The sequence below is a fragment of the Vibrio sp. Isolate22 genome (assembly GCF_022398115.1).
Taxonomy (GTDB): Bacteria; Pseudomonadota; Gammaproteobacteria; order Enterobacterales; family Vibrionaceae; genus Vibrio.
In genome coordinates this window covers 1-18,100 of record NZ_JAKEUW010000077.1, presented here as the reverse complement: position 1 = coordinate 18,100, position 18,100 = coordinate 1, and the positions used below count along the sequence as shown (strand labels likewise).

The 18,100-nt window shown below is 41.5% G+C and carries 20 protein-coding genes and 1 pseudogene; 5 read left to right on the top strand and 16 right to left on the bottom strand.

Annotation, left to right across the window (positions count from 1 at the left end; translation table 11 throughout):
• The 6 genes from L1D55_RS24750 to L1D55_RS24725 form a co-directional block, all read right to left on the bottom strand.
• The coding region (locus L1D55_RS24750) for a transposase (protein WP_200905027.1) at positions 1-168 on the bottom strand (168 nt) is incomplete at its 3' end.
• A 50-nt stretch (positions 169-218) separates the two neighbouring features.
• On the bottom strand, positions 219-689 hold the full coding sequence (locus tag L1D55_RS24745) for a hypothetical protein (RefSeq protein WP_239919231.1): 471 nt from the start codon (positions 687-689) through the stop codon (positions 219-221).
• Positions 690-870: 181 nt separating this feature from the next.
• Positions 871-1,737, bottom strand: a complete 867-nt coding sequence (locus L1D55_RS24740) for a DUF302 domain-containing protein (RefSeq protein ID WP_239919230.1) — start codon at positions 1,735-1,737, stop codon at positions 871-873.
• 58 nt (positions 1,738-1,795) lie between these two features.
• Complete coding sequence (locus tag L1D55_RS24735) at positions 1,796-2,290, bottom strand: hypothetical protein (RefSeq protein ID WP_239919229.1); 495 nt, start codon at positions 2,288-2,290, stop codon at positions 1,796-1,798.
• An 82-nt stretch (positions 2,291-2,372) separates the two neighbouring features.
• Positions 2,373-2,879 (bottom strand): chalcone isomerase family protein, encoded by a 507-nt coding sequence (locus L1D55_RS24730; protein ID WP_239919228.1) that lies wholly within the window; start codon positions 2,877-2,879, stop codon positions 2,373-2,375.
• 59 nt (positions 2,880-2,938) lie between these two features.
• Positions 2,939-3,604, bottom strand: coding sequence for an NAD(P)H-binding protein (locus L1D55_RS24725; RefSeq protein ID WP_132762304.1), 666 nt, complete (start codon positions 3,602-3,604; stop codon positions 2,939-2,941).
• A gap of 176 nt (positions 3,605-3,780) precedes the next feature.
• Between L1D55_RS24725 and L1D55_RS24720 the strand changes: the two genes are divergently transcribed.
• Positions 3,781-4,350 carry a TetR/AcrR family transcriptional regulator gene (locus L1D55_RS24720; RefSeq protein ID WP_210472671.1) on the top strand — a complete coding sequence of 190 codons (570 nt, stop codon included), beginning with the start codon at positions 3,781-3,783 and terminating at the stop codon, positions 4,348-4,350.
• Between the two features lie 93 nt (positions 4,351-4,443).
• On the opposite strand, the gene L1D55_RS24715 is transcribed toward L1D55_RS24720, so the two are convergent.
• The 6 genes from L1D55_RS24715 to L1D55_RS24690 all read right to left on the bottom strand — a co-directional run bounded on the left by L1D55_RS24715 (position 4,444) and on the right by L1D55_RS24690 (position 10,698).
• Positions 4,444-4,941, bottom strand: coding sequence for a hypothetical protein (locus tag L1D55_RS24715; protein ID WP_239919227.1), 498 nt, complete (start codon positions 4,939-4,941; stop codon positions 4,444-4,446).
• Positions 4,938-6,176 carry an anaerobic sulfatase maturase gene (locus tag L1D55_RS24710; RefSeq protein WP_239919226.1) on the bottom strand — a complete coding sequence of 413 codons (1,239 nt, stop codon included), beginning with the start codon at positions 6,174-6,176 and terminating at the stop codon, positions 4,938-4,940. The genes L1D55_RS24715 and L1D55_RS24710 overlap by 4 nt, the downstream gene beginning before the upstream one ends.
• 178 nt (positions 6,177-6,354) lie before the next feature.
• Positions 6,355-8,127: a sulfatase-like hydrolase/transferase gene (locus tag L1D55_RS24705; protein WP_239919225.1), complete on the bottom strand. Its 1,773-nt coding sequence runs from the start codon at positions 8,125-8,127 to the stop codon at positions 6,355-6,357.
• Positions 8,124-8,531 carry a DUF4345 domain-containing protein gene (locus L1D55_RS24700; RefSeq protein WP_132762299.1) on the bottom strand — a complete coding sequence of 136 codons (408 nt, stop codon included), beginning with the start codon at positions 8,529-8,531 and terminating at the stop codon, positions 8,124-8,126. Before L1D55_RS24700 ends, L1D55_RS24705 begins: the two co-directional genes overlap by 4 nt.
• Before the next feature lie 271 nt (positions 8,532-8,802).
• Entirely contained in the window at positions 8,803-9,246 is a 444-nt protein-coding gene (locus tag L1D55_RS24695) for a hypothetical protein (protein ID WP_239919224.1), read from the bottom strand.
• A gap of 36 nt (positions 9,247-9,282) precedes the next feature.
• Positions 9,283-10,698 carry a coniferyl aldehyde dehydrogenase gene (locus L1D55_RS24690; protein ID WP_239919223.1) on the bottom strand — a complete coding sequence of 472 codons (1,416 nt, stop codon included), beginning with the start codon at positions 10,696-10,698 and terminating at the stop codon, positions 9,283-9,285.
• A 357-nt stretch (positions 10,699-11,055) separates the two neighbouring features.
• On the opposite strand from L1D55_RS24690, the gene L1D55_RS24685 reads away from it, so the two are divergent.
• Complete coding sequence (locus tag L1D55_RS24685) at positions 11,056-12,300, top strand: iron-containing alcohol dehydrogenase (RefSeq protein ID WP_239919222.1); 1,245 nt, start codon at positions 11,056-11,058, stop codon at positions 12,298-12,300.
• Between the two features lie 121 nt (positions 12,301-12,421).
• Positions 12,422-13,045: a TetR/AcrR family transcriptional regulator gene (locus tag L1D55_RS24680; RefSeq protein ID WP_239919221.1), complete on the top strand. Its 624-nt coding sequence runs from the start codon at positions 12,422-12,424 to the stop codon at positions 13,043-13,045.
• Positions 13,046-13,280: 235 nt separating this feature from the next.
• Here the strand turns inward: L1D55_RS24680 and L1D55_RS24675 are convergent, their stop codons facing one another.
• The 4 genes from L1D55_RS24675 to L1D55_RS24660 all read right to left on the bottom strand — a co-directional run bounded on the left by L1D55_RS24675 (position 13,281) and on the right by L1D55_RS24660 (position 17,123).
• Entirely contained in the window at positions 13,281-14,324 is a 1,044-nt protein-coding gene (locus L1D55_RS24675) for a GMP reductase (protein ID WP_004738824.1), read from the bottom strand.
• Positions 14,325-15,113: 789 nt separating this feature from the next.
• Positions 15,114-15,554, bottom strand: coding sequence for a PAS domain-containing protein (locus L1D55_RS24670; protein ID WP_008216396.1), 441 nt, complete (start codon positions 15,552-15,554; stop codon positions 15,114-15,116).
• A 1-nt stretch (position 15,555) separates the two neighbouring features.
• Complete coding sequence (locus L1D55_RS24665; protein ID WP_239919220.1) at positions 15,556-16,560, bottom strand: response regulator; 1,005 nt, start codon at positions 16,558-16,560, stop codon at positions 15,556-15,558.
• Between the two features lie 317 nt (positions 16,561-16,877).
• Positions 16,878-17,123 carry a hypothetical protein gene (locus L1D55_RS24660; RefSeq protein ID WP_102424407.1) on the bottom strand — a complete coding sequence of 82 codons (246 nt, stop codon included), beginning with the start codon at positions 17,121-17,123 and terminating at the stop codon, positions 16,878-16,880.
• Between the two features lie 195 nt (positions 17,124-17,318).
• Here L1D55_RS24660 and L1D55_RS24655 point away from each other — a divergent pair, with 195 nt between their 5' ends.
• Both L1D55_RS24655 and L1D55_RS24650 read left to right on the top strand, forming a co-directional pair.
• The gene (locus L1D55_RS24655; RefSeq protein WP_128164770.1) at positions 17,319-17,756 is read left to right on the top strand and encodes a Spy/CpxP family protein refolding chaperone; all 438 of its coding nucleotides are present in this window, start codon (positions 17,319-17,321) and stop codon (positions 17,754-17,756) included.
• Positions 17,757-17,899: 143 nt separating this feature from the next.
• Positions 17,900-18,100: pseudogene (locus L1D55_RS24650) on the top strand (helix-turn-helix domain-containing protein); the annotation flags it as partial.

The following is an 18,100-nucleotide window of genomic DNA, read 5'->3' as shown; positions in this document are numbered from 1 at the left end:
CGTGATAGCTAAATCACTGAACCGACGCGGCCTCCCGCGCTTATTCTGTTTGCTTTGCGCCCACCCGCTTATTGCTTCTTCATCAATCCAAAAGGTCAGAGAACCACGGTTAATGAGTGATTGGTTGTATTGCTTCCAGTTGGTTGTTTTGTAACGAGGCTTAGGCATAGGACTACGAGAGAGAGTGGAGGTAGCTGATCAGATCGTAGGTTCTGGATTTAGTTCCATTGAATTACGCAACAAAGCCAATTCGCACCCACGTTCCAAGTGCCAAATCCTGCATCAGCCACATAGTTACCACCAACCGTCAGGTTGTCGTAATCTCCAGAAACATTCCACTCACCATCTAAAACAATGTTATTCGATAAGTTATATTGGCCTGACAGTGTCACGGCATCATAGTCAAAAGCACTGTGATAATCAGAGCCAAATGTACTGTAGCCCAGACTTACACTGGCTTTATCATTGATACCATAAGTACCTTCAAGTGACAGTTGGTCGCCGTTTTCAAAACTGTCGTATCCGGCAGTAATTTTACTTTGAACATTTCTGATATCTTGACTGTGATAATTCTTACTATCCTGTACTACTTGGTTAGTGTTTTCTTTTGTTTCTTGATCATCTGCAGATACTACTCCAGAGAAAGAAAGAATGAACATCGAAGATAGTGTTACTAATTGTGTTTTCATGGTTTTCCAAAAATTAAATTTCGATGCCGATACTGGCAATATTAATATTGGCCTATTAATCCATTAAATTAGCCATTGGTTTTTAGGTAATAAGAAGCCGCACCATCCTTTCGTCAAGCATGGCTTCTTATTTAGGGGGTTTATTTAAATGTTATTTACAGCAATAAAGGTGAGAGCTTGATTATCTTTCTATCGCTCCACTAAGTGTTTTTCCCAGTCTATAGTTAATGATTCTGTGAGAAATAGCATTGTCTCTATAATGCAATTCAGACATATCTAATATATTATTGTAGGAAACCAACACTTGCCCATTTTGTTCCGTTACCAAGACTTTTTGACCAAAAGCATCCAAACCTATACTTGGAAAGTCCGTCATTGCCTTCGCACCAGGAGCCGGTCCACCGAACACCAATAACGTCGCATCCGGTAGTGACTCTCCAACTGATTCTGCTCGAGCCTTAAAGTCCCAGTTCATGAACCAAACGGTATCATCTTGAGCAAGCACATCTCGTTTAATATTTTCTAACGTGGTGTCAAAATCATACTCTGAAACTATTGTTTCAATGCCGTAGTTCTTTGTTAAACCTTCACTCTCAACAGGTACCACTTTATTTAATCCACTGGTTAGTGCTACTGTTTGTTGTGCATATCGCTCGAGCAATGCTTTATCATCAATGTCGTGGCGTTTCTGAATAAACTGTTCGTCCGTATAGACTGATTTCTGTTGACCATTTTCGACGTAGTTCAACACACGGAACGGAAGATCCAAACCTACTTGCAAGTTCTCTTTTAACAATTGAGTATTCAGTTCATCATCGCTATAAAAGTCCACTCGACTTGGTGCTAAATACTCACCGGCTTGATCAGCAAGTCGAGAGTGATCAATAGTAAGAATTTTATCCAATCCTAGCTTTTCAGCATTACCATCAACAATCAAAACACTTTCGTCTACGGAATTCAGTTTGTTTTGATGAGCAATAGGGTCAACTGTTGTTTCGCACCCCAGAATAGGAAGAACAAATAAAGCAATTAAAGATAATTTTTTCATATATGACCTCTTTTAGATCTCACAAGTAAAAACAGAACAGAATAAAATGGTGATTAACCTATTGAATATTATAGTCTAAGACAAATTCTTTGAGCACAGAATGTGCTTGTATTAATTCACCCTTGTTTAAATGGACTAAATATCCATAAAGTGCTTTTTCATGTTCAACCATATAGTTCATTTCCTCTTCAAAACCGCTAGGGCTAGAAGCTTGAATCTCTTCCAGCTGATTAACGAATCGTTCAGCACTTCCTTCTAAGTATCGTGACCCTAGATATGGCATCATTTTCAATGAAAATGTTACCGTTTTTGCAAATATTTTATCTTTACAGCCAATAGAGCTATCAACATTAAATTGTCGTCGAACCGGATTCATCACCTTGGTATTGTGATGCTCCATTTTACTCAAAAGGTCCAAACTATCGGCGGTCATGCTACCTGGAGGGTTGTTCTTTAATTCAGAAAACACCTGCTTACCTAAGTTTCGAAATAGCAATTCATACTTCAGCCCTTTCGAGAAGGTTTGGTACTCTTTTTGATCAATGCTGTTCATCGTATTCTCCCCACTCATTGCCTTGAAGGGTTGTAGTATTAAAGCCATGAGAATGAGGTGTTTTCCCCAAATTGCCCCCTTTTTATAACAAATCATCAACCGGGTTCTCACCAAGCCAAATGTTACTCAATGCCATACTCTGTTTAGACGTTGATTGAGCCTGATAAATAACGTTATCATTGTGTTGAACCTGCATGGTTTTCCCATTGTAAATAATGGCGATCACATCTTTCTCTACTAGTGATACTGACAAGCTATTCACTAATTTTTGAATGCTAGTATCATTAATATTGATCCCTGGGTTCGAATCTTCTAATGCTTCAATGGTTGCTGTTCTTACTTTCTCTTGCGTTAGTTTCTCAGGTATAAATGTCAATATTAGTGCAGAATCACCTAGTTCATTTTGTCGATGACTAATATCGTAATAATCAACAAACCATAACGTTCTAGTATTGTTTTTTACCACATGATAGTTATCGTATGACCACGAGTCGTATTGCTTATGCAAAGGGCCAGTTGCTGGCTCTTCTGCAAACGTTTCTTTTACCAACATCAAAGCTATCAATAAAAATGTAATCTTGTATCTCATTAGTATCACTTCCTAAATTCAGGCTATACATGGGCGAATATCGATCTCGGATAATGGCATTAAGAAGCAAGCTTCATCATATCGATTGAATCTAACCTCTCCACCTTGCTCGGAGTCGGGAATGTCGAATGCACAACAATGCTTTTCGCGATACTTGCAGCTTGGATAGGTAAGTATTTTTTCAAACTCCCCAACATCAATGGTCTAAATACTTTAAGGGCGCCTTGAAGTAATTTTTCATCAGGTCTATTTTCCTGACGATTGCCAGCTAGTGGTCCAGGGTGTAAGAAAGTCGTCTTCTCAAAGTTAAGCAATTCGACTTGTTCTTCCATCTCCCCTTTACAACGAAGGTAGTGAGAACGAGCATTGCTATCAGCACCAAGACACGACACAACAATCAAGTGCTTCACACCAAGATATTTCATATTTTCTGCAGTAGATGCTACGAGCTCGACGTCGATAGCACGTAGCTTCTCTTTCGTTCCTGCTTTTTTAATAGTGCTACCTAAAGCAATCACTCCAACCTCAGGAAAAACAGAATCAAGAGCAATCGCGGGAACATTTAGGTTACTGTCGATGATCTGCTTCAACTTATGATGTTCTTTGTTAACCTCACGTCGAGACAAAGCGTAGACGGTTCCGAAGTTCTCACTGTCCAATAAAGCGCTCAAGGTTTCTCGCCCGACTAAGCCACTTGCTCCAGCAATAATGATTGTTCTGTTCATATCAAATCCACCGTTTATCTATGTTTAAAACTTACGTTGTCTCGACCGCAGATGTATAATAGATCAAACATACCAACCGGTCTAGTCAGGTTATTGTCAAGTTTGTCAGAGTTAGACTGGACGGTCGGTATAGTCGGAGTATAATTACCCTATTCATTTTAATACCGAGCAAGCATATGAAAGACTTAAAGCAAAAACTTTTAGATGTAGGTTTTGACCTTATCAGTGAACAAGGCTTTGCAGGCCTAGGGCTAATGAAGATTATTAATGGTGCTGAAGCGACAAAAGGCTCGTTTTATCACCATTTCAAATCGAAAGAAGACTTTGGAGCCGTGCTATTGGCGAATTACTTTGACGATCACCTAGAAACATTAGATAGCTTCTTAATGAATACCTCACTTTCTTATCAAGAACGTGTGAAAGCATACTTTGACTATTGGTGTTCAGAGAAACTGACGTCAGATTTTCAAATTAAATGCTTGGTCGTTAAACTGTCTGGTGAAGTGTCTGGTACATCAAACCAAATGCAACAAGTACTTAATGACGGTGCAGAGAAGATCATTGCTCGCATGGGACACTTTTTTAAAGAAGGTGTAGAGAACGGAAACTTCAATATGGTTGATGGCTATGACACGGCGAGAACACTCTATGGCTTGTGGCTAGGAAGCACCCTATTAGCTGCTATGCAGAAAGACCGTTCTTTGCTAGATAACGCCATGAAAGAGACACTCAAACTCACACACTAACGAGTGTAGATCTTCTATCAATTGGTAAACCGTACATAATAAAAAGCTCATCATTCGATGAGCTTTTTATTTTTCAGTTTGGGATCACAAATACTATTGCTGTTTAACGGCTTCAAGAATAGGGGAAGGAATTATAGTTTCGATCCCCACGTATTGACCGATATCGAGGAAAGCAAAAGCGCTATAAGCTAGGGTGCTCCAACCCAAGATAGAAAGCAAAAGCAAACCAAATGTTCTCACTACACTTTGATTCAATCGTTTTGAGACAAATGTGTAGCTCGGGATTCCAACCAATACTGGTGCTAAGATCGCCATCGACAATTGACCATACTGATTCCATTTTTTCATGAATTTTCTTAGCTTAGGTTTAAACACTACTTCTTTTCGTTTCTTGAACAGACTTGAATACACTGGAGCAATTTGCCAGCCAGCAAACGCAGCAATCATGGCGGGGATAAGGTTGAACACCAACATTTCCGGGTAGGAATATGATAGGAAAGCGGCAATCGCAGGTCCTGAATACGTCTTCCAAAGACTGAGAAGAGCCATCGATAAACCGACAGCCAAATACGTTTCAAATGCTAATGTCATGCTTTGCTCCCTCTCACTGGCTTACCATTACGTTTCAGTATATCGGTAATAATGGGGTCAATATGGGTAAAGAAATCCATCCAGCCTGAACACAGGTAGTTAAGGCCTACTTCACCACTATCGGTCGTTAGTATTCGATTCTTTGGACATTCGCCATGACATGCAAAACGATAATTACACTCACGACATTGTGTCGGTAATGACTTAGTTTTTGCAAAACCGAATTGTTGCTGTTTAAAGGAGAGTGCAAGAGAGCCCAGTGGTTTTTGCTCAATGTTTCCCAGTAAAAACTCATCAAAAACATAGTGGTCACAAGAATACACATCTCCGTTAGGTTCAACGGCTAACCCTTTTCCGCAAATCTCACTCAAAGTACACATACTGCTTTGATGACCCATCCAAACTCCAAAAAAGTTATCGAAATAAGGGATGAACACGCGGCCAAAATCATGCTTAAGCCACTCATCAAAAATGGTTGATAAAAAATGTCCCCACCCTTTTGCTGATACGCTCCAAGGTTCGACCAACCCTTTGACAGGAATAATCGCTAAGTCGCCGTAGCTGTGCCACTGGCTATTTGTTGAGGCAGATAATTTATCAACAACAGGAATGAATTGAATTTGCGACGGCTGCACCTCGTCACGCAAAAACCGATACACTTCTATAGGTTTTCTACTGCTCACATCGTTAACACAAGTTAGCGTTGCAAACTGAACCTTGTGTTTTTTAAGTAGCTCGATAACCCGCATCGTTTTTTCAAACGTGCCTCTTCCAGCTCGGTTCATGCGGTAGTGGTTATGGATGTGTTCTGGTCCATCAATACTCACTCCCACCACAAAATCATGTTTCTTAAAGAATTTACACCACTGCTCGTTCAACAGGGTTCCATTTGTTTGAATGTCGTTTGTGATAGTAGAGACTTCAGGGCAATACTTTGCCTGTAACTCGACAACGTATTCAAAGTACTCAACCCCTAACAATGTTGGTTCACCTCCATGCCATGAAAAAATGATTTCGGCGGTGTTCTGAGCCTCAATATACTGTTTTACATAACGTTCAAGAGCAACTTTATCCATAGAAACGGAAGCGCGTGATGAATAGTCCAACAAACCTTGCTTACCCAAATAGTAGCAATAGGTGCAATCGATATTGCACACCGCCCCGATGGGTTTGGCTAATGCTTGAATTTTGCTGTGTGCTTTGCCATTAAACTGTGGCGCTGAGATAGTTTTCATAGTCGCTCCCAAACATTGAAGAGTTTCCTTCTCTATCTAATTCCGTCGTATATTTCGAGGTGTTGAGAGCATAATACACAAAACAAACCGACCGGTCTACATATTAACTACCAAATAATAAAGCCCCTAAGAAAAATCAGGGGCTATAAGCCAACTTAACGTCGTTATTTCTGTATTATTAATGCGACATGGTATGACCTGCCGCGCCTAACCACGGGTTCCAATCTTCAGCAACATCAACAATGTTATGGTCTTTCTTATATTGCTCGTAAGTGGCCATCATATCTTGATAAATCTCAGGATGTTTATCTTCGACTGGCACAGCTTCAGCCGGGTCTTCTTTAATGTTATACAAATGCCACTCACCGTCACCATACATACCGGTACGAAGCTTCATTAACTTGTAGTCACCTTGAATAACAAAGCCGTTCCCAAACAACTCGAATGCAAACCAATCGTCTTCAGATCGTACTGTATCTGATTGACCAGACAAGAAAGGCACCATAGATTTGCCCGAAGGCAAAGCGACTTGACGCTCATTATATTCAGAGCCAGGATGAGCGACACCTGCATAATCAAGTATGGTCATCGGTAGGTCTTTAACGCTCAATGTTGTGTTAGACATTGCACCTTGCTGATTAAACCCTGTACCTTCCGGTGGACTCACTATAAGCGGAACTCTCACGCCACCTTCCGAAACAAACCATTTCCACCACTGTAGTGGACCTGTTGATGCGTTTGCCCATTCAATACCTAGCTGACGGCTTGAACGTGATGTACCAATCGCTTCGTCAGACATATCGAAGTGGTCTTCTGTCCAGTTTTTCCACAAGCTGTTGGCCAGTGGTCCCATTGCATCTGAGCCTTCAGGGCCGTTATCAGGCATATAGATCACTAATGTATTCTCAAGCTCACCCGTTTCTCTGAGGTAATCCAATACTCGGCCAATATAGAAATCCTGCGCTTCAATCATCGCAGCGTATGTCGCCATTAATCGTGCTTGAGTTTTCTTCTCAGCATTCGTTAAATCATCCCATTTTTTGGTGATTGGGTTGTCTGCTGGATAAGGCGTATTTTTCTGGTAAACGCCCGCTTCGATCATCTGCTCGTAACGTTGTTTTTTGAGACCTTCATATCCCAAACTCTCATACACCTCCGCGTACTTATCGATCAGTGCTGCTGGCGCTTGAAGTGGGAAGTGTGCTGTAGTTAGGGCTAAGTAACCAAAGAAAGGTTTGCCGGAGTCCTTGCCCTCTTCAATGTATTCAATCATTTTCCCTGTATAAAGGTCATCAGAATAAATGCCTTTGACACGCTCAACTTGCTGACCATTTTCAAAAAATTTCTGTTTAGTCACTGGTGGTTGCTTACCTTCGGCCAATGCTTGTTCAGCAACTTTTACCGATGGGTACATATCGGTGTCATCCCAGTGTGCTGAACCACCAGAATAGACGCCATAAGTTTGGTCGAAACCCCAATCTTGTGGTGGATTACCGTGACCATCACCAGAACCCAAATGCCATTTACCTGCGTGATAAGTGTTGTAACCACTGTCTCTTAGCAATTCAGTGATGGTAACGGCATCACGAGTTAGGTAACCCTCGTAACCTTTTTTGCCTTTTGAAGGTGGGTAGATTGAGTAGTCGAACGACCCTAAACCAACTTCAATGCTATTGGCACCAGTAAAGAGTTGACCTCGTGTTACCGACGAAACCGGAGACGCGTGAAAGTTATTAAAGCGAATACCCTCTTCTGCGAGTGAATTGAGCGTTGGAGTGTTAATCTCAGACCCAAATGGTTGAAGATCACCCATTCCGATATCATCACCAACAATTAGCAGAATGTTAGGTTGATTTGGCTCTGTTGTCGCTTCTGTTGACGCAGCACCTAGTGAAGAAAAGGCGACAAAAGGGGCAACTAAACCCAAAGAAATAACGATTTTAGTGTTCATGAGTACGCTCCAACTTTAACTTTCTGTTGAGAAGTCGAGTGTGCTGAACCTTTAAGCACTGTATAACCTGAGAAAGCAATCACAGCCTCGATAACCGTGTATCCAATCAAAACGACATTTGGTGTGCCATCCACAAGCATACTCACAACTCTTGCAACAGCTAAACCACTCATAAAGACGATCAAGCTATGCAGAGCGGATAACGTGTATTTGTTATTGAACGCTGCAACCAACCAAAATCCACCCATCGCCATGTAGAGGCCCATGGTTGCTCGGAAAATGTTGGTCATTTCGATGCTGTTAACATCGATGCCAAAAAACAACTCTTGAAACAGCCCGTAAGTTAACGCGACAGGAAAGATCCCAAGAGATGCAACGAGTAGAAAAATATTTTCTTTTTTCATTTTAATTAACCTTCATTTAGTCAATAGCTTATAAATCATTTGGTAAATGTCAGTCCATTGACAAGCTCTTCCCTAAATCTAAGAATGGACAGTATTTAGATCAAAACTGAGGTTAGGTATTTCCATCTTGGTTACCTCTGGTAAAAGTAGCGACCAACACATCTAAACTGACCAGTTGGTCTAGATAATAGTTACAATTTGCTAGTACATGAATCACATAGAGAATGTGCAGTCGCGTTAATTTAGAAAGTTGTAGGCGAATGAATTTGAGTTAGCGTAAGTGCGCCGGTGTCTTGCTCTTATCACGGGTTAAGTAGTAGTAAACGTAGAGAAGCGAATAGCCGGTAACAAAGCCATCTAAAGCAAACACACCACTCCAACCTAAGAACCACTCGTAATCATTAACGTGTACGTTATAGAGAAATAGACCAACGAACATTGCTTTTTCAAAACCACTGTAAATCATGGTCGAAGTTCGCAAAGGCTTGATGTAAGCGGAGACCATGAGCAAAACGCCGATACATCCAACCATGACTCCCCAGTGTTGATAAGTGGCTTGCAAATACTCTTTGTTCACCATCATTTGCTGGTCGTAAGAAAATAGATTGACCATACTCCACTCGGGTGCAAGAAACGTCGCAAACGCACTTGCCGTCAGGAGACCCGTAATCAATAAATAACCACGAATTGTTTTTTCAAAAAAGCGTTCTAACATCTGTCTTTCTCCCACTATTGGATTAACGTTTAGCGCCTACTTACCAAGCATGGCTAATACTGCTAACTTGAATTCGTTGTCTTCCGCTGAGAACAAATGTTTAATTTGATGATCATGACCACTTGTCATGACAGTCTTAGCATGTGAGAAGGTAATAAAGCCTTCTTTGCCATGGTAATTACCCTTGCCTGACTCGCCAATGCCACCAAATGGCGCATCATCGACAGCTAAGTGGAATACACAATCATTAATACACATACCGCCAGAGTGGATAGTGTGTTTGATTCGCTTTTGTAGTGCTTCATCGAATGTCATTAGGTACAGTGCTAACGGTCTCGGCTTACTATTGATCAACTCAATCGCTTCATCGATTTGTTTATACCCAACAATTGGAAGTAATGGACCGAAGATTTCTTCATCCATAATGTTAGATTCAAGTGACGGTTCAACCACTAGATGAGTCACTAGTCGATGCTCGTTTTCATCGATGCTATCTACGTGACAAGGCTCTACTCGTGTGCCTTTTCCAATTTCAGTATTAAGCAGAGAAATGACGCGATCATACTGACGGGAATTCGCGACTGAAGTAAGATTTTCTGAGTGAATACCTTTAGGGAATAAAGCTTGATATTGACGCTTATATTCTAAAATGAATGCTTCTTTCTTACCTTCCGGAACCATTACATAATCAGGAGCAACGCAAACCTGACCATTGTTAAGGCTCTTACCGTAAATAATTCGCTCTACTGCTAGCTCCATCGATACATCATCAGCAACGATCACTGGTGACTTACCACCGAGTTCAAGTGTTAAAGGCGTTAGGTTTGCAGAAGCTGCCTTCATAACTAAACGCCCTACGGCTGTAGAACCCGTAAACAATAGGTGGTCAAAAGGCAATGCTGTAAATTCTGCTGATAAACCAGCTTCCCCTTCTACAACAACCACTTCGTCGTGATTAAAGAGAGTAGACAGCATTTCACTCAACACTTGGTTCGTATTTGGTGTGAATTCACTCATTTTAATCATTGCTCGATTACCTGCAGTGATTGCAGAAATAAGCGGGCCGACAGATAACATAACAGGGAAATTCCATGGAGTGACAATACCAACGACACCTTTCGGTTGATACACCACTTCGACTTGAGACAACGAAAGCAATGCTCCCGCACTACGCAAAGATGGTGCCATCCACTCACTGATATGCTCAATGCTGTAATCAATATTCGCAACACACGGAAGCACATCTGCAATCAGTGTGTCTTGTACACTACGTTGACCATAGTCTTGGTTCATCGCGTCACATATACGGTCACTGAAATCAATCAATGCCTTTCTTAACATATTAAGCTTTGTGACACGGGCGTCTAAGCTCGGCATTGGATCCGAATTGTACGCGTCTTTCATATTCTTATAGTGATGCTTCATTTCGTTAAGTGAAGTAATGCTGTTCATTTTCTATACCTTTCTCATTGGGTTGATTACACAATAATACAAAACAAACCGGTCGGTCTAGTGCTTTTAAAGATAAATTTGTCCGAGGAATGTTAGATATAGCGCTCATTCATTAGTGATGAATAAATTAATTGTCTTATTTTCAACAAATTAGTGTTCTGAACTCCCACTTTTGACAGATGATTTATTAAATGCGAATAACCGACATAAATAAATTTTTTAAAAAACACATAGAAAATACTAGACCGACCGGTTTGTATTGGTGTAAGGTAAATGTATACAGTAAAGAGGATGATGGAACTTGCTCAAGGGAATAGAAACTTTACTCCAAATTTTAACTTACAGTAGGTAACTTCGATGCTATATAAAACTGAACGATTTTTCGTAAACACATACCATGCACTTGCAAGCACAGCTTTCCCTCGCATGCCCGTCCCGGTACCAAATGTTTTAAATGGTGAGAAATCACTTGATACACTTGCGGAGCATTTGAAAAGCAAAGGGATTCAACGCCCTGTGATTTTCACAGACAGCTTTTTTTGTACGCTTCCATCATTCCAATTGCTTATTGATGCACTCGAGAAAAGAGACATTGATTACAAAGTTTTCAACGAGATTCAGCCAGACCCTTCGTATGCCATCGTAGAAAAAGGCATAGCTGCATGTCACAAACACAACTACGACTGTGCTATCGCAATTGGTGGCGGTAGTTCAATTGATGGCACGAAGATGATCAACGGTTGTGCTAAACACAACTTAGATCCTCGTAAGATCACTCACGGCTTAATGAGTATGCTTCAGTTACGTCGCAAAGGCGCTTACTTTGTTGCCATTCCGACTACAGCAGGAACAGGCTCTGAAGCAACAACAGTAACGGTTGTAACTGATGAAAAAACTAACCAAAAGAATGCGTTGGTAAGTTACGGGATCGTACCTGATTTAGCAGTTTTCGATTCAAGACTGACAATGGCATTGCCTCCTCATATTACTGCAGCTACGGGTATGGACGCGCTAACACATGCGATGGAATCATTCATGAGTACCTATGCGACAAAACAAACGGATGAAATGAACCTAAAAAGTATTCAGCGTATTTTCGAGTTTTTGCCTCGTGCCTACAAAAATGGTACTGAAGATGATGAAGCAAGAAGTGAAATGGCATTAGCTTCATTCGACGCTGGTAAAGCATTCTCTAAGACTCTGCTTGGTTGGGCCCATGGCATCTCCCACCAGTTAGGTGCGTTTTACAAAGTTCCACATGGCTTAGGTTGTGCGATTGCCCTACCACACGTACTTCAATTTGCACTGCCAAAAGCGACACACCGCCTTGCGATTATTGCAGATGCTTTAGGCTTAAAAGGAACAACTCAATCAGAAAAAGCACAAGCTGTGGTTGACGCTGTATTTGAGTTAAACCAAACACTAGACATTGACTCGCAATTTAACATGCTTGAAGAAAAGCATGTTTCTCAAATAGCACGTAACGTCATTAAAGAAGGCAACATGGCTTATCCTTCACACCGTAATTTTGACTCATACGCTCACCTTGAAAGCTTCCTACTTGAGCGCAGAAGCTACGTACACAAACCAATGGCCGCTTAACAACAAGCGACGCATTTACATAAATTAACATACGCCCGAGGTAATCAGTTACCCGGGCTATGCCTATTAGCACTCCATTATTCAATGGTCTATTCAGTTAATTTTAAAGAGGTTTACATTAATGACTAAATCTAAAGCGATGGGACGTAGATCGAGTGAAGAATCCTTTCAAACCAGAGCACTAATTGTTAACAATGCCTATTCTTTATTTTCTGAGAAAGGCTATGACAACACTTCAATTAGAGAAATCGCAAAGCTATCAAATGTGACACCCAATACCATACGACATCACTTTGGAAGTAAATCAGACATATGGATGACAATAATACAGCCTTCACTTGCTCTCTACAAAAGCCAGCTAGAGCTCGCCTTTCTCCGTATAGAAGCATCACGAACAACACCAGCAATAGCATTTAAGTACATCATCAAAACATTAGTGAAAACACTAACTGAAAACTCTCAAATAATCAGACTCGTTGGCGTGCCGAGAAAGACTCCAAATGAGAGAGAGTTGATGGTTTATGAAGAATTGAAGAGTGTTCACGTATCTATGATTACGTTGTTCAACAAAGCAAAGAAACTAGATTCGAGTTTAAAAAAGTATGACTCCACTACTTTCTTCACGGCTTTAATTGGCTTGGTAGCTGCGCCATTATTCTATTCTTCAACTAGGAACAAAACTGACCACCATTTATTCTCACAAGCCTATCAATCACAAGTTGTCGCTATGTTGTTTAACGATTAGTAATCTAAGTTCATATATTTGATTGAGTTTTAGCGAATTAACCGTGCAACCAAAAGCCGCGTTACAAGTACGGCTTTGGACCCCTCTTTACGATACAGACTTTACACCTTATCACCTATCTTTAGTAATGCTACGTAATCCTCTATCAAACCTGTCGCCACTTGCCAAATTTCAGGTAGAAAAAGAGCCGCTTAAAAGCGGCTCTTGATTTTCAAACTATTCGAATTCGTTCAGATTACTCTTTACCGAATACGTTGTTCTCTTGCTCTTGTACACGGATGAAAGTAGTACGCTTAGTTAGCTCTTTAAGCTTCGCTGCGCCTACGTATGTACAAGTTGAACGTACACCACCAAGGATGTCAGAAATTGTGTTGTGAACTGAACCACGGAACGGAAGAAGTACAGTTTTACCTTCCGCAGCACGGTACTTAGCAACGCCACCTGAGTGCTTGTCCATAGCTGACTGTGAAGACATGCCGTAGAACTTCATGAACTGCTTGCCGTCTTTCTCAACAACTTCACCGCCTGACTCTTCGTGACCTGCTAGCATACCGCCTAGCATTACGAAGTCAGCACCGCCGCCGAACGCTTTAGATACGTCACCAGCACATGAACAGCCACCGTCACCGATGATCATGCCACCAAGGCCGTGAGCAGCATCGCCACACTCGATGATTGCAGAAAGTTGAGGGTAACCTACACCAGTTTTAACACGTGTAGTACAAACTGAACCAGGGCCGATACCAACTTTAACGATGTCTGCACCAGCTAGGATTAGCTCTTCAACCATATCACCTGTTACAACGTTACCAGCAGAGATTACTTTGTCTGGGAACTCTGCACGTACTTTTTGTACGTACTCAACTAGGTGCTCTGAGTAGCCGTTAGCGATATCAATACAGATAAATACGAAATCTTCGCTAAGCGCCATGATTTGCTTAGTCTTCTCAAACTCGGCTTCAGAAGTACCTGTTGATACAAATACGTTATTCAGCGTTTTCTTGTCTGCTGTTTTTGCGAACTCAGCCCACTGCTCTACTGTGTAGTGCTTGTGTACTGCAGTCATTACACCGTGCTCTGCTAGAGCCGCTGCCATTTCGAAACTTGCTACCGAATCCATGTTCGCTGCGATTACTGGTACACCAGACCATTGACGACCGCTATGCTTGAATGTAAACTCGCGGGTTAATTCAACTTGAGAACGACTTTTAAGAGTAGAACGCTTTGGGCGGAATAATACATCTTTGAAGCCTAACTTAAGTTCTTGTTCGATACGCATGATAATTTGTCCTGTAATCATATTACGTGTCGTGCGTTTTCGGTAAGCGTTGGCAGACGCTTTACTGAGTTTCGGACACAAAAAAACCGGAGCGTTGGCAGACGCTCCGGTTTTCAGCATTATAGGCTGTGATTTACTAACAGCAAGTCTGATATTTCATTTTTTTTTGTGCTATCCTCTCAAAGATTCCATATCTGGTAAAAGCTCCCCGCCCCTAGTTTCCAACTAAATTCTTAGTAATTAATAACTTAACAACACATTCGCGCAAACGCTGTCGGTTTATTGCGCAAACGTTTTCCTTTCAAATTCGTCGAAAAAATCGTCGATAAGGCAAATTTGTGAAAAAAGTGCCCTTTAATCACATAAAAATCACACTTTTCTTTAATCAAAAAATGCATTTTTTCTTAAATAATTTCATTTTTTTCTGACTTTTTTCACTTCGCGATCCAATCTCAGCCCTCTTTCATTACCTCTAAAATTTATAAAGTATAAAGGCAAGCTCGATTAGTACGTCCGAAACTTGGATGAGCGGAATGAAATCGACAAGATATGGCAGGTTAGATGTGCCTATTGATGAGATTCCAGCGGGTACAAACCGCTGTTGATAGAACTGAATAACAAGTCGACTACAGTTAACGAACACAGAACGCCTTCTTTAATCCGATCTCATTACTACAGCATCAGATGCAAAAATGGCCAAGGGGATTAACCTTGGCCATTTTTATGGGTGTTCAGACTACTCTTCTAAGTTTGAGGCTCTGAGGCGATTCAGCTTTACCTGAAGGTACATTAAGCCTTTTTCTGAGACATTAAAGCTTCTGCAGTCGCGTCCTGAATAGACAAGAACAATGATGTCACTTGCCCAGTTGGAGAACGCATTGGGTTAAGCGTGACGTTCTGATACATAAAGTCCGCTTGCTGAGTTACTGGCCTCACGTTGCGGCACTTAAACAGATAAGGTCTTTGTTGCCACGTAATAAAGCTACGACAGCCTAAGTCATAAACCGGTTTTGTTTTAAGCCTAAACCACTCTTCTGGGATTTCAGGAAACAGTTCAAAGATCGACTTACCAATCGCGTCGTGCGATTGCTTACCACTATGGTGCGTCATGAAACCGTTCCACACTTGCACCTCAAAATCTCGATTGATGACCACCAGCCCCATATCGACGTTTTGAACCATGTCCACCATCCAGTGAAACTGTTCAAATTCAGCAGGAAGATTCAGCATATTAAAACTCCTCCATTAGGTAGGCCAATTTGTTGTCTAGAAGAGGCAGAGACTCGTCAACAAACATAAATAGAAGGTCACAGCGGATAGAGGTGCCATCAATGTTATAACTGACTTCAAAGGTCATGGTCTTCTTGAACGAGCCACTCGTGTTTTCGATAACAGAGTCAATTGAGATATGTTGACCTAGCAGAACCGGAGAGCTTTGGAAGAATCGAACCTCAGATTGCTCCCCTAACCCATTCAAGAAAGAGCCCACAAGAATGTTAGATACATCCATCAGCAGTTCTAACTCTTCTAGCTCTTCACTTTCAGTCGGAACCTTCATGAGCTTTTTAAGGTCGCTCACGCTCGAGTCACTTAACAAGACGAGCGCTTCACCGGCAATGCCTTCTCCACTGAAGCCTTGGCAAACACCCGATACTTGGTCGTTGTCAGCTAAGTCACGAAGCGCCATGTGCAATTCACTCACTTCGAAAATATTCACGTTTGGTAGCGGTAAGTGAACGAATACATTGAAATGACGCGCCAATGCATCTGCTGCTCGACCTATCGCGACGTTCGCAACTTCCATATAGATGTCACGTCTGCGCAGAATCGGTAACTCTAGCGGTGCTGGCGTAATAAGTTGCGGCTGTTTAGGCGGCTCAACATGCTCACGTAGAATTGCTTTTAATGCTTCTTGATCGATTGGCTTTCGCAAAAACGCTTTCGCGCCAAGGTCCAATACCTTTTGTTGCGCTTTAGGTTGGATGTCACCAGAAACCACGACAACTGGCGTGGTATCGCCTAATCGCTTCATCTCTTCCAATGTGCCATAGCCATCGAGTTCTGGCATGGTCAGGTCGAGGAACATCAGTTTAAACTGGTTTTTAGCTAGCTCTTCAAGTGCGTTAAGCCCATGAACAGCAAAAGTTATATCTGCATTTAGAGAACTAGGCAGTGATCGAGCCATCTGCTTCCGTGCTAACGCAGAATCATCACATATAAGAACTGGGAACGACATAAATGCACCACTGATAAATCAAAGCTAATTCGGACGAGTGTAACAGATCATTATGGTATCAGGTACGGGGTGAATAGATTTATATGTCGATTATTAATAAGAATGATAAGACAGACCGGTGAGCGATTAATTTTAGTGATTTCTCATGCAAAAACAATATGCTACAAGGGCTATAACAACGAAGGTTAATGAGCATCTCGACGCCAATGGTCAAATAAGAGCCCCAATAATTACTTTTACTAAAGCTCAATATCGCCTGTTAACACCAGCGCCCATTAAAGCAATGATGTTTCGATAACTTAACTAACTGCGAAGTGTTATAACTGGTAGCTCGGCCACAGGATAAGCAGTGCGAATCGAATGATCACCGCAAACACCAATAGTGCGATCCCTAAGCGATACCACTTGTATTCTGCGACACTCATTGGAATGCGTTTATAGAACATAGTGATCACGCCTTTCCAATCACTACTGCGTTTTCCATACTGCATCACACTCGTTAAGACAAACAGTGCACCAAGTACTAACATTCCCTTCTCTGCCCAGAACAATCCAACTTCCATTTGTATATTCCTTGATATAACGGTGAGCGACTCGGATCATTTTAGTCAGCTTTGTTCGATGTTTCTGTAAGACCAAGGTCTAACGCACTTTAGCCAATCATCTAGGCTTAGCAAACGAACTAAACTGAACGACGTGTTCATATCGAGTTCAGCTTACTTATCTATACTCTTGTTTCCACCAACAGGAGAAATTCAATGAAATCACTGAAAAAGTCACTTTGTGTATTAACTGCTTCAGCTTTGCTTGTTACTGCTCCGTTTGTGAGTGCTTCGTCACCACAACAACCAACACAGCCAGCACTCAGCCCGCTACAAATGGTTATTGCCTCTTTGAATCTAACTGAAGAGCAACAAGCAGAAGTGTTCTCTCTTGTTCAAGACTATCAAACAAGCAGAACAGAAATTGATATGGACAGCGCGATTGAGTTGAAGAAAAAACAGATCGCCCTAGTGACTCAGCCTGAGTTCGATGAAGCTGAGATGGAAAAGGTTATCGACACAGTTCAAGCGACTGAAAAGTCGATGGTGATGCAAGAGATGCGTCTTAAGAACAACATCTACAACGTATTGACTGAAGAACAAAAAGAGCAGTTCAAAACCATGATGAGGTCAGCCCTCTCTGGTGGACAGTAATCGCACTACGGTGAAACTTAGCTATCCATAGCGCCCCCTAATTCCTGATATTGATTCACTCCCCCTTGAATCAATGAGATAAACAAAAGCCACAGTATGAACTGACCCCCAATAGTTGGACACCAATTATTGGGGGTCTTTTTATGTCCAAATATAGCCGAGAGCTAAAATGTATCATTGCTAAGCAATACTTAGATGGCACGTCATCTCTCTACTTAGCAAAACAATATTCAATTTCTTCAAGACAGATACGGTATTGGGCTCAAGTCTTTGCCATTCATGGTACTGATTCATTTTTGCCAACTAACCATGCGGCTACTGCTCAGACAAAACGAAAAGCATTG

Bases quoted from the DNA above. Each gene is read 5' to 3' on its own strand.
- L1D55_RS24670 (WP_008216396.1), bottom strand. From the start codon at position 15,554: ATGCTGAATCTTCCTGCTGAATTTGAACAGTTTCACTGGATGGTGGAC.
- L1D55_RS24700 (WP_132762299.1), bottom strand. From the start codon at position 8,531: ATGAAAAAAGAAAATATTTTTCTACTCGTTGCATCTCTTGGGATCTTT.
- L1D55_RS24680 (WP_239919221.1), top strand. From the start codon at position 12,422: ATGACTAAATCTAAAGCGATGGGACGTAGATCGAGTGAAGAATCCTTT.
- L1D55_RS24710 (WP_239919226.1), bottom strand. From the start codon at position 6,176: ATGAAAACTATCTCAGCGCCACAGTTTAATGGCAAAGCACACAGCAAA.
- L1D55_RS24675 (WP_004738824.1), bottom strand. From the start codon at position 14,324: ATGCGTATCGAACAAGAACTTAAGTTAGGCTTCAAAGATGTATTATTC.
- L1D55_RS24725 (WP_132762304.1), bottom strand. From the start codon at position 3,604: ATGAACAGAACAATCATTATTGCTGGAGCAAGTGGCTTAGTCGGGCGA.
- L1D55_RS24730 (WP_239919228.1), bottom strand. From the start codon at position 2,879: ATGAGATACAAGATTACATTTTTATTGATAGCTTTGATGTTGGTAAAA.
- L1D55_RS24665 (WP_239919220.1), bottom strand. From the start codon at position 16,560: ATGTCGTTCCCAGTTCTTATATGTGATGATTCTGCGTTAGCACGGAAG.
- L1D55_RS24720 (WP_210472671.1), top strand. From the start codon at position 3,781: ATGAAAGACTTAAAGCAAAAACTTTTAGATGTAGGTTTTGACCTTATC.
- L1D55_RS24705 (WP_239919225.1), bottom strand. From the start codon at position 8,127: ATGAACACTAAAATCGTTATTTCTTTGGGTTTAGTTGCCCCTTTTGTC.
- L1D55_RS24715 (WP_239919227.1), bottom strand. From the start codon at position 4,941: ATGACATTAGCATTTGAAACGTATTTGGCTGTCGGTTTATCGATGGCT.
- L1D55_RS24685 (WP_239919222.1), top strand. From the start codon at position 11,056: ATGCTATATAAAACTGAACGATTTTTCGTAAACACATACCATGCACTT.
- L1D55_RS24690 (WP_239919223.1), bottom strand. From the start codon at position 10,698: ATGAACAGCATTACTTCACTTAACGAAATGAAGCATCACTATAAGAAT.
- L1D55_RS24655 (WP_128164770.1), top strand. From the start codon at position 17,319: ATGAAATCACTGAAAAAGTCACTTTGTGTATTAACTGCTTCAGCTTTG.
- L1D55_RS24660 (WP_102424407.1), bottom strand. From the start codon at position 17,123: ATGGAAGTTGGATTGTTCTGGGCAGAGAAGGGAATGTTAGTACTTGGT.
- L1D55_RS24695 (WP_239919224.1), bottom strand. From the start codon at position 9,246: ATGTTAGAACGCTTTTTTGAAAAAACAATTCGTGGTTATTTATTGATT.
- L1D55_RS24740 (WP_239919230.1), bottom strand. From the start codon at position 1,737: ATGAAAAAATTATCTTTAATTGCTTTATTTGTTCTTCCTATTCTGGGG.
- L1D55_RS24745 (WP_239919231.1), bottom strand. From the start codon at position 689: ATGAAAACACAATTAGTAACACTATCTTCGATGTTCATTCTTTCTTTC.
- L1D55_RS24735 (WP_239919229.1), bottom strand. From the start codon at position 2,290: ATGAACAGCATTGATCAAAAAGAGTACCAAACCTTCTCGAAAGGGCTG.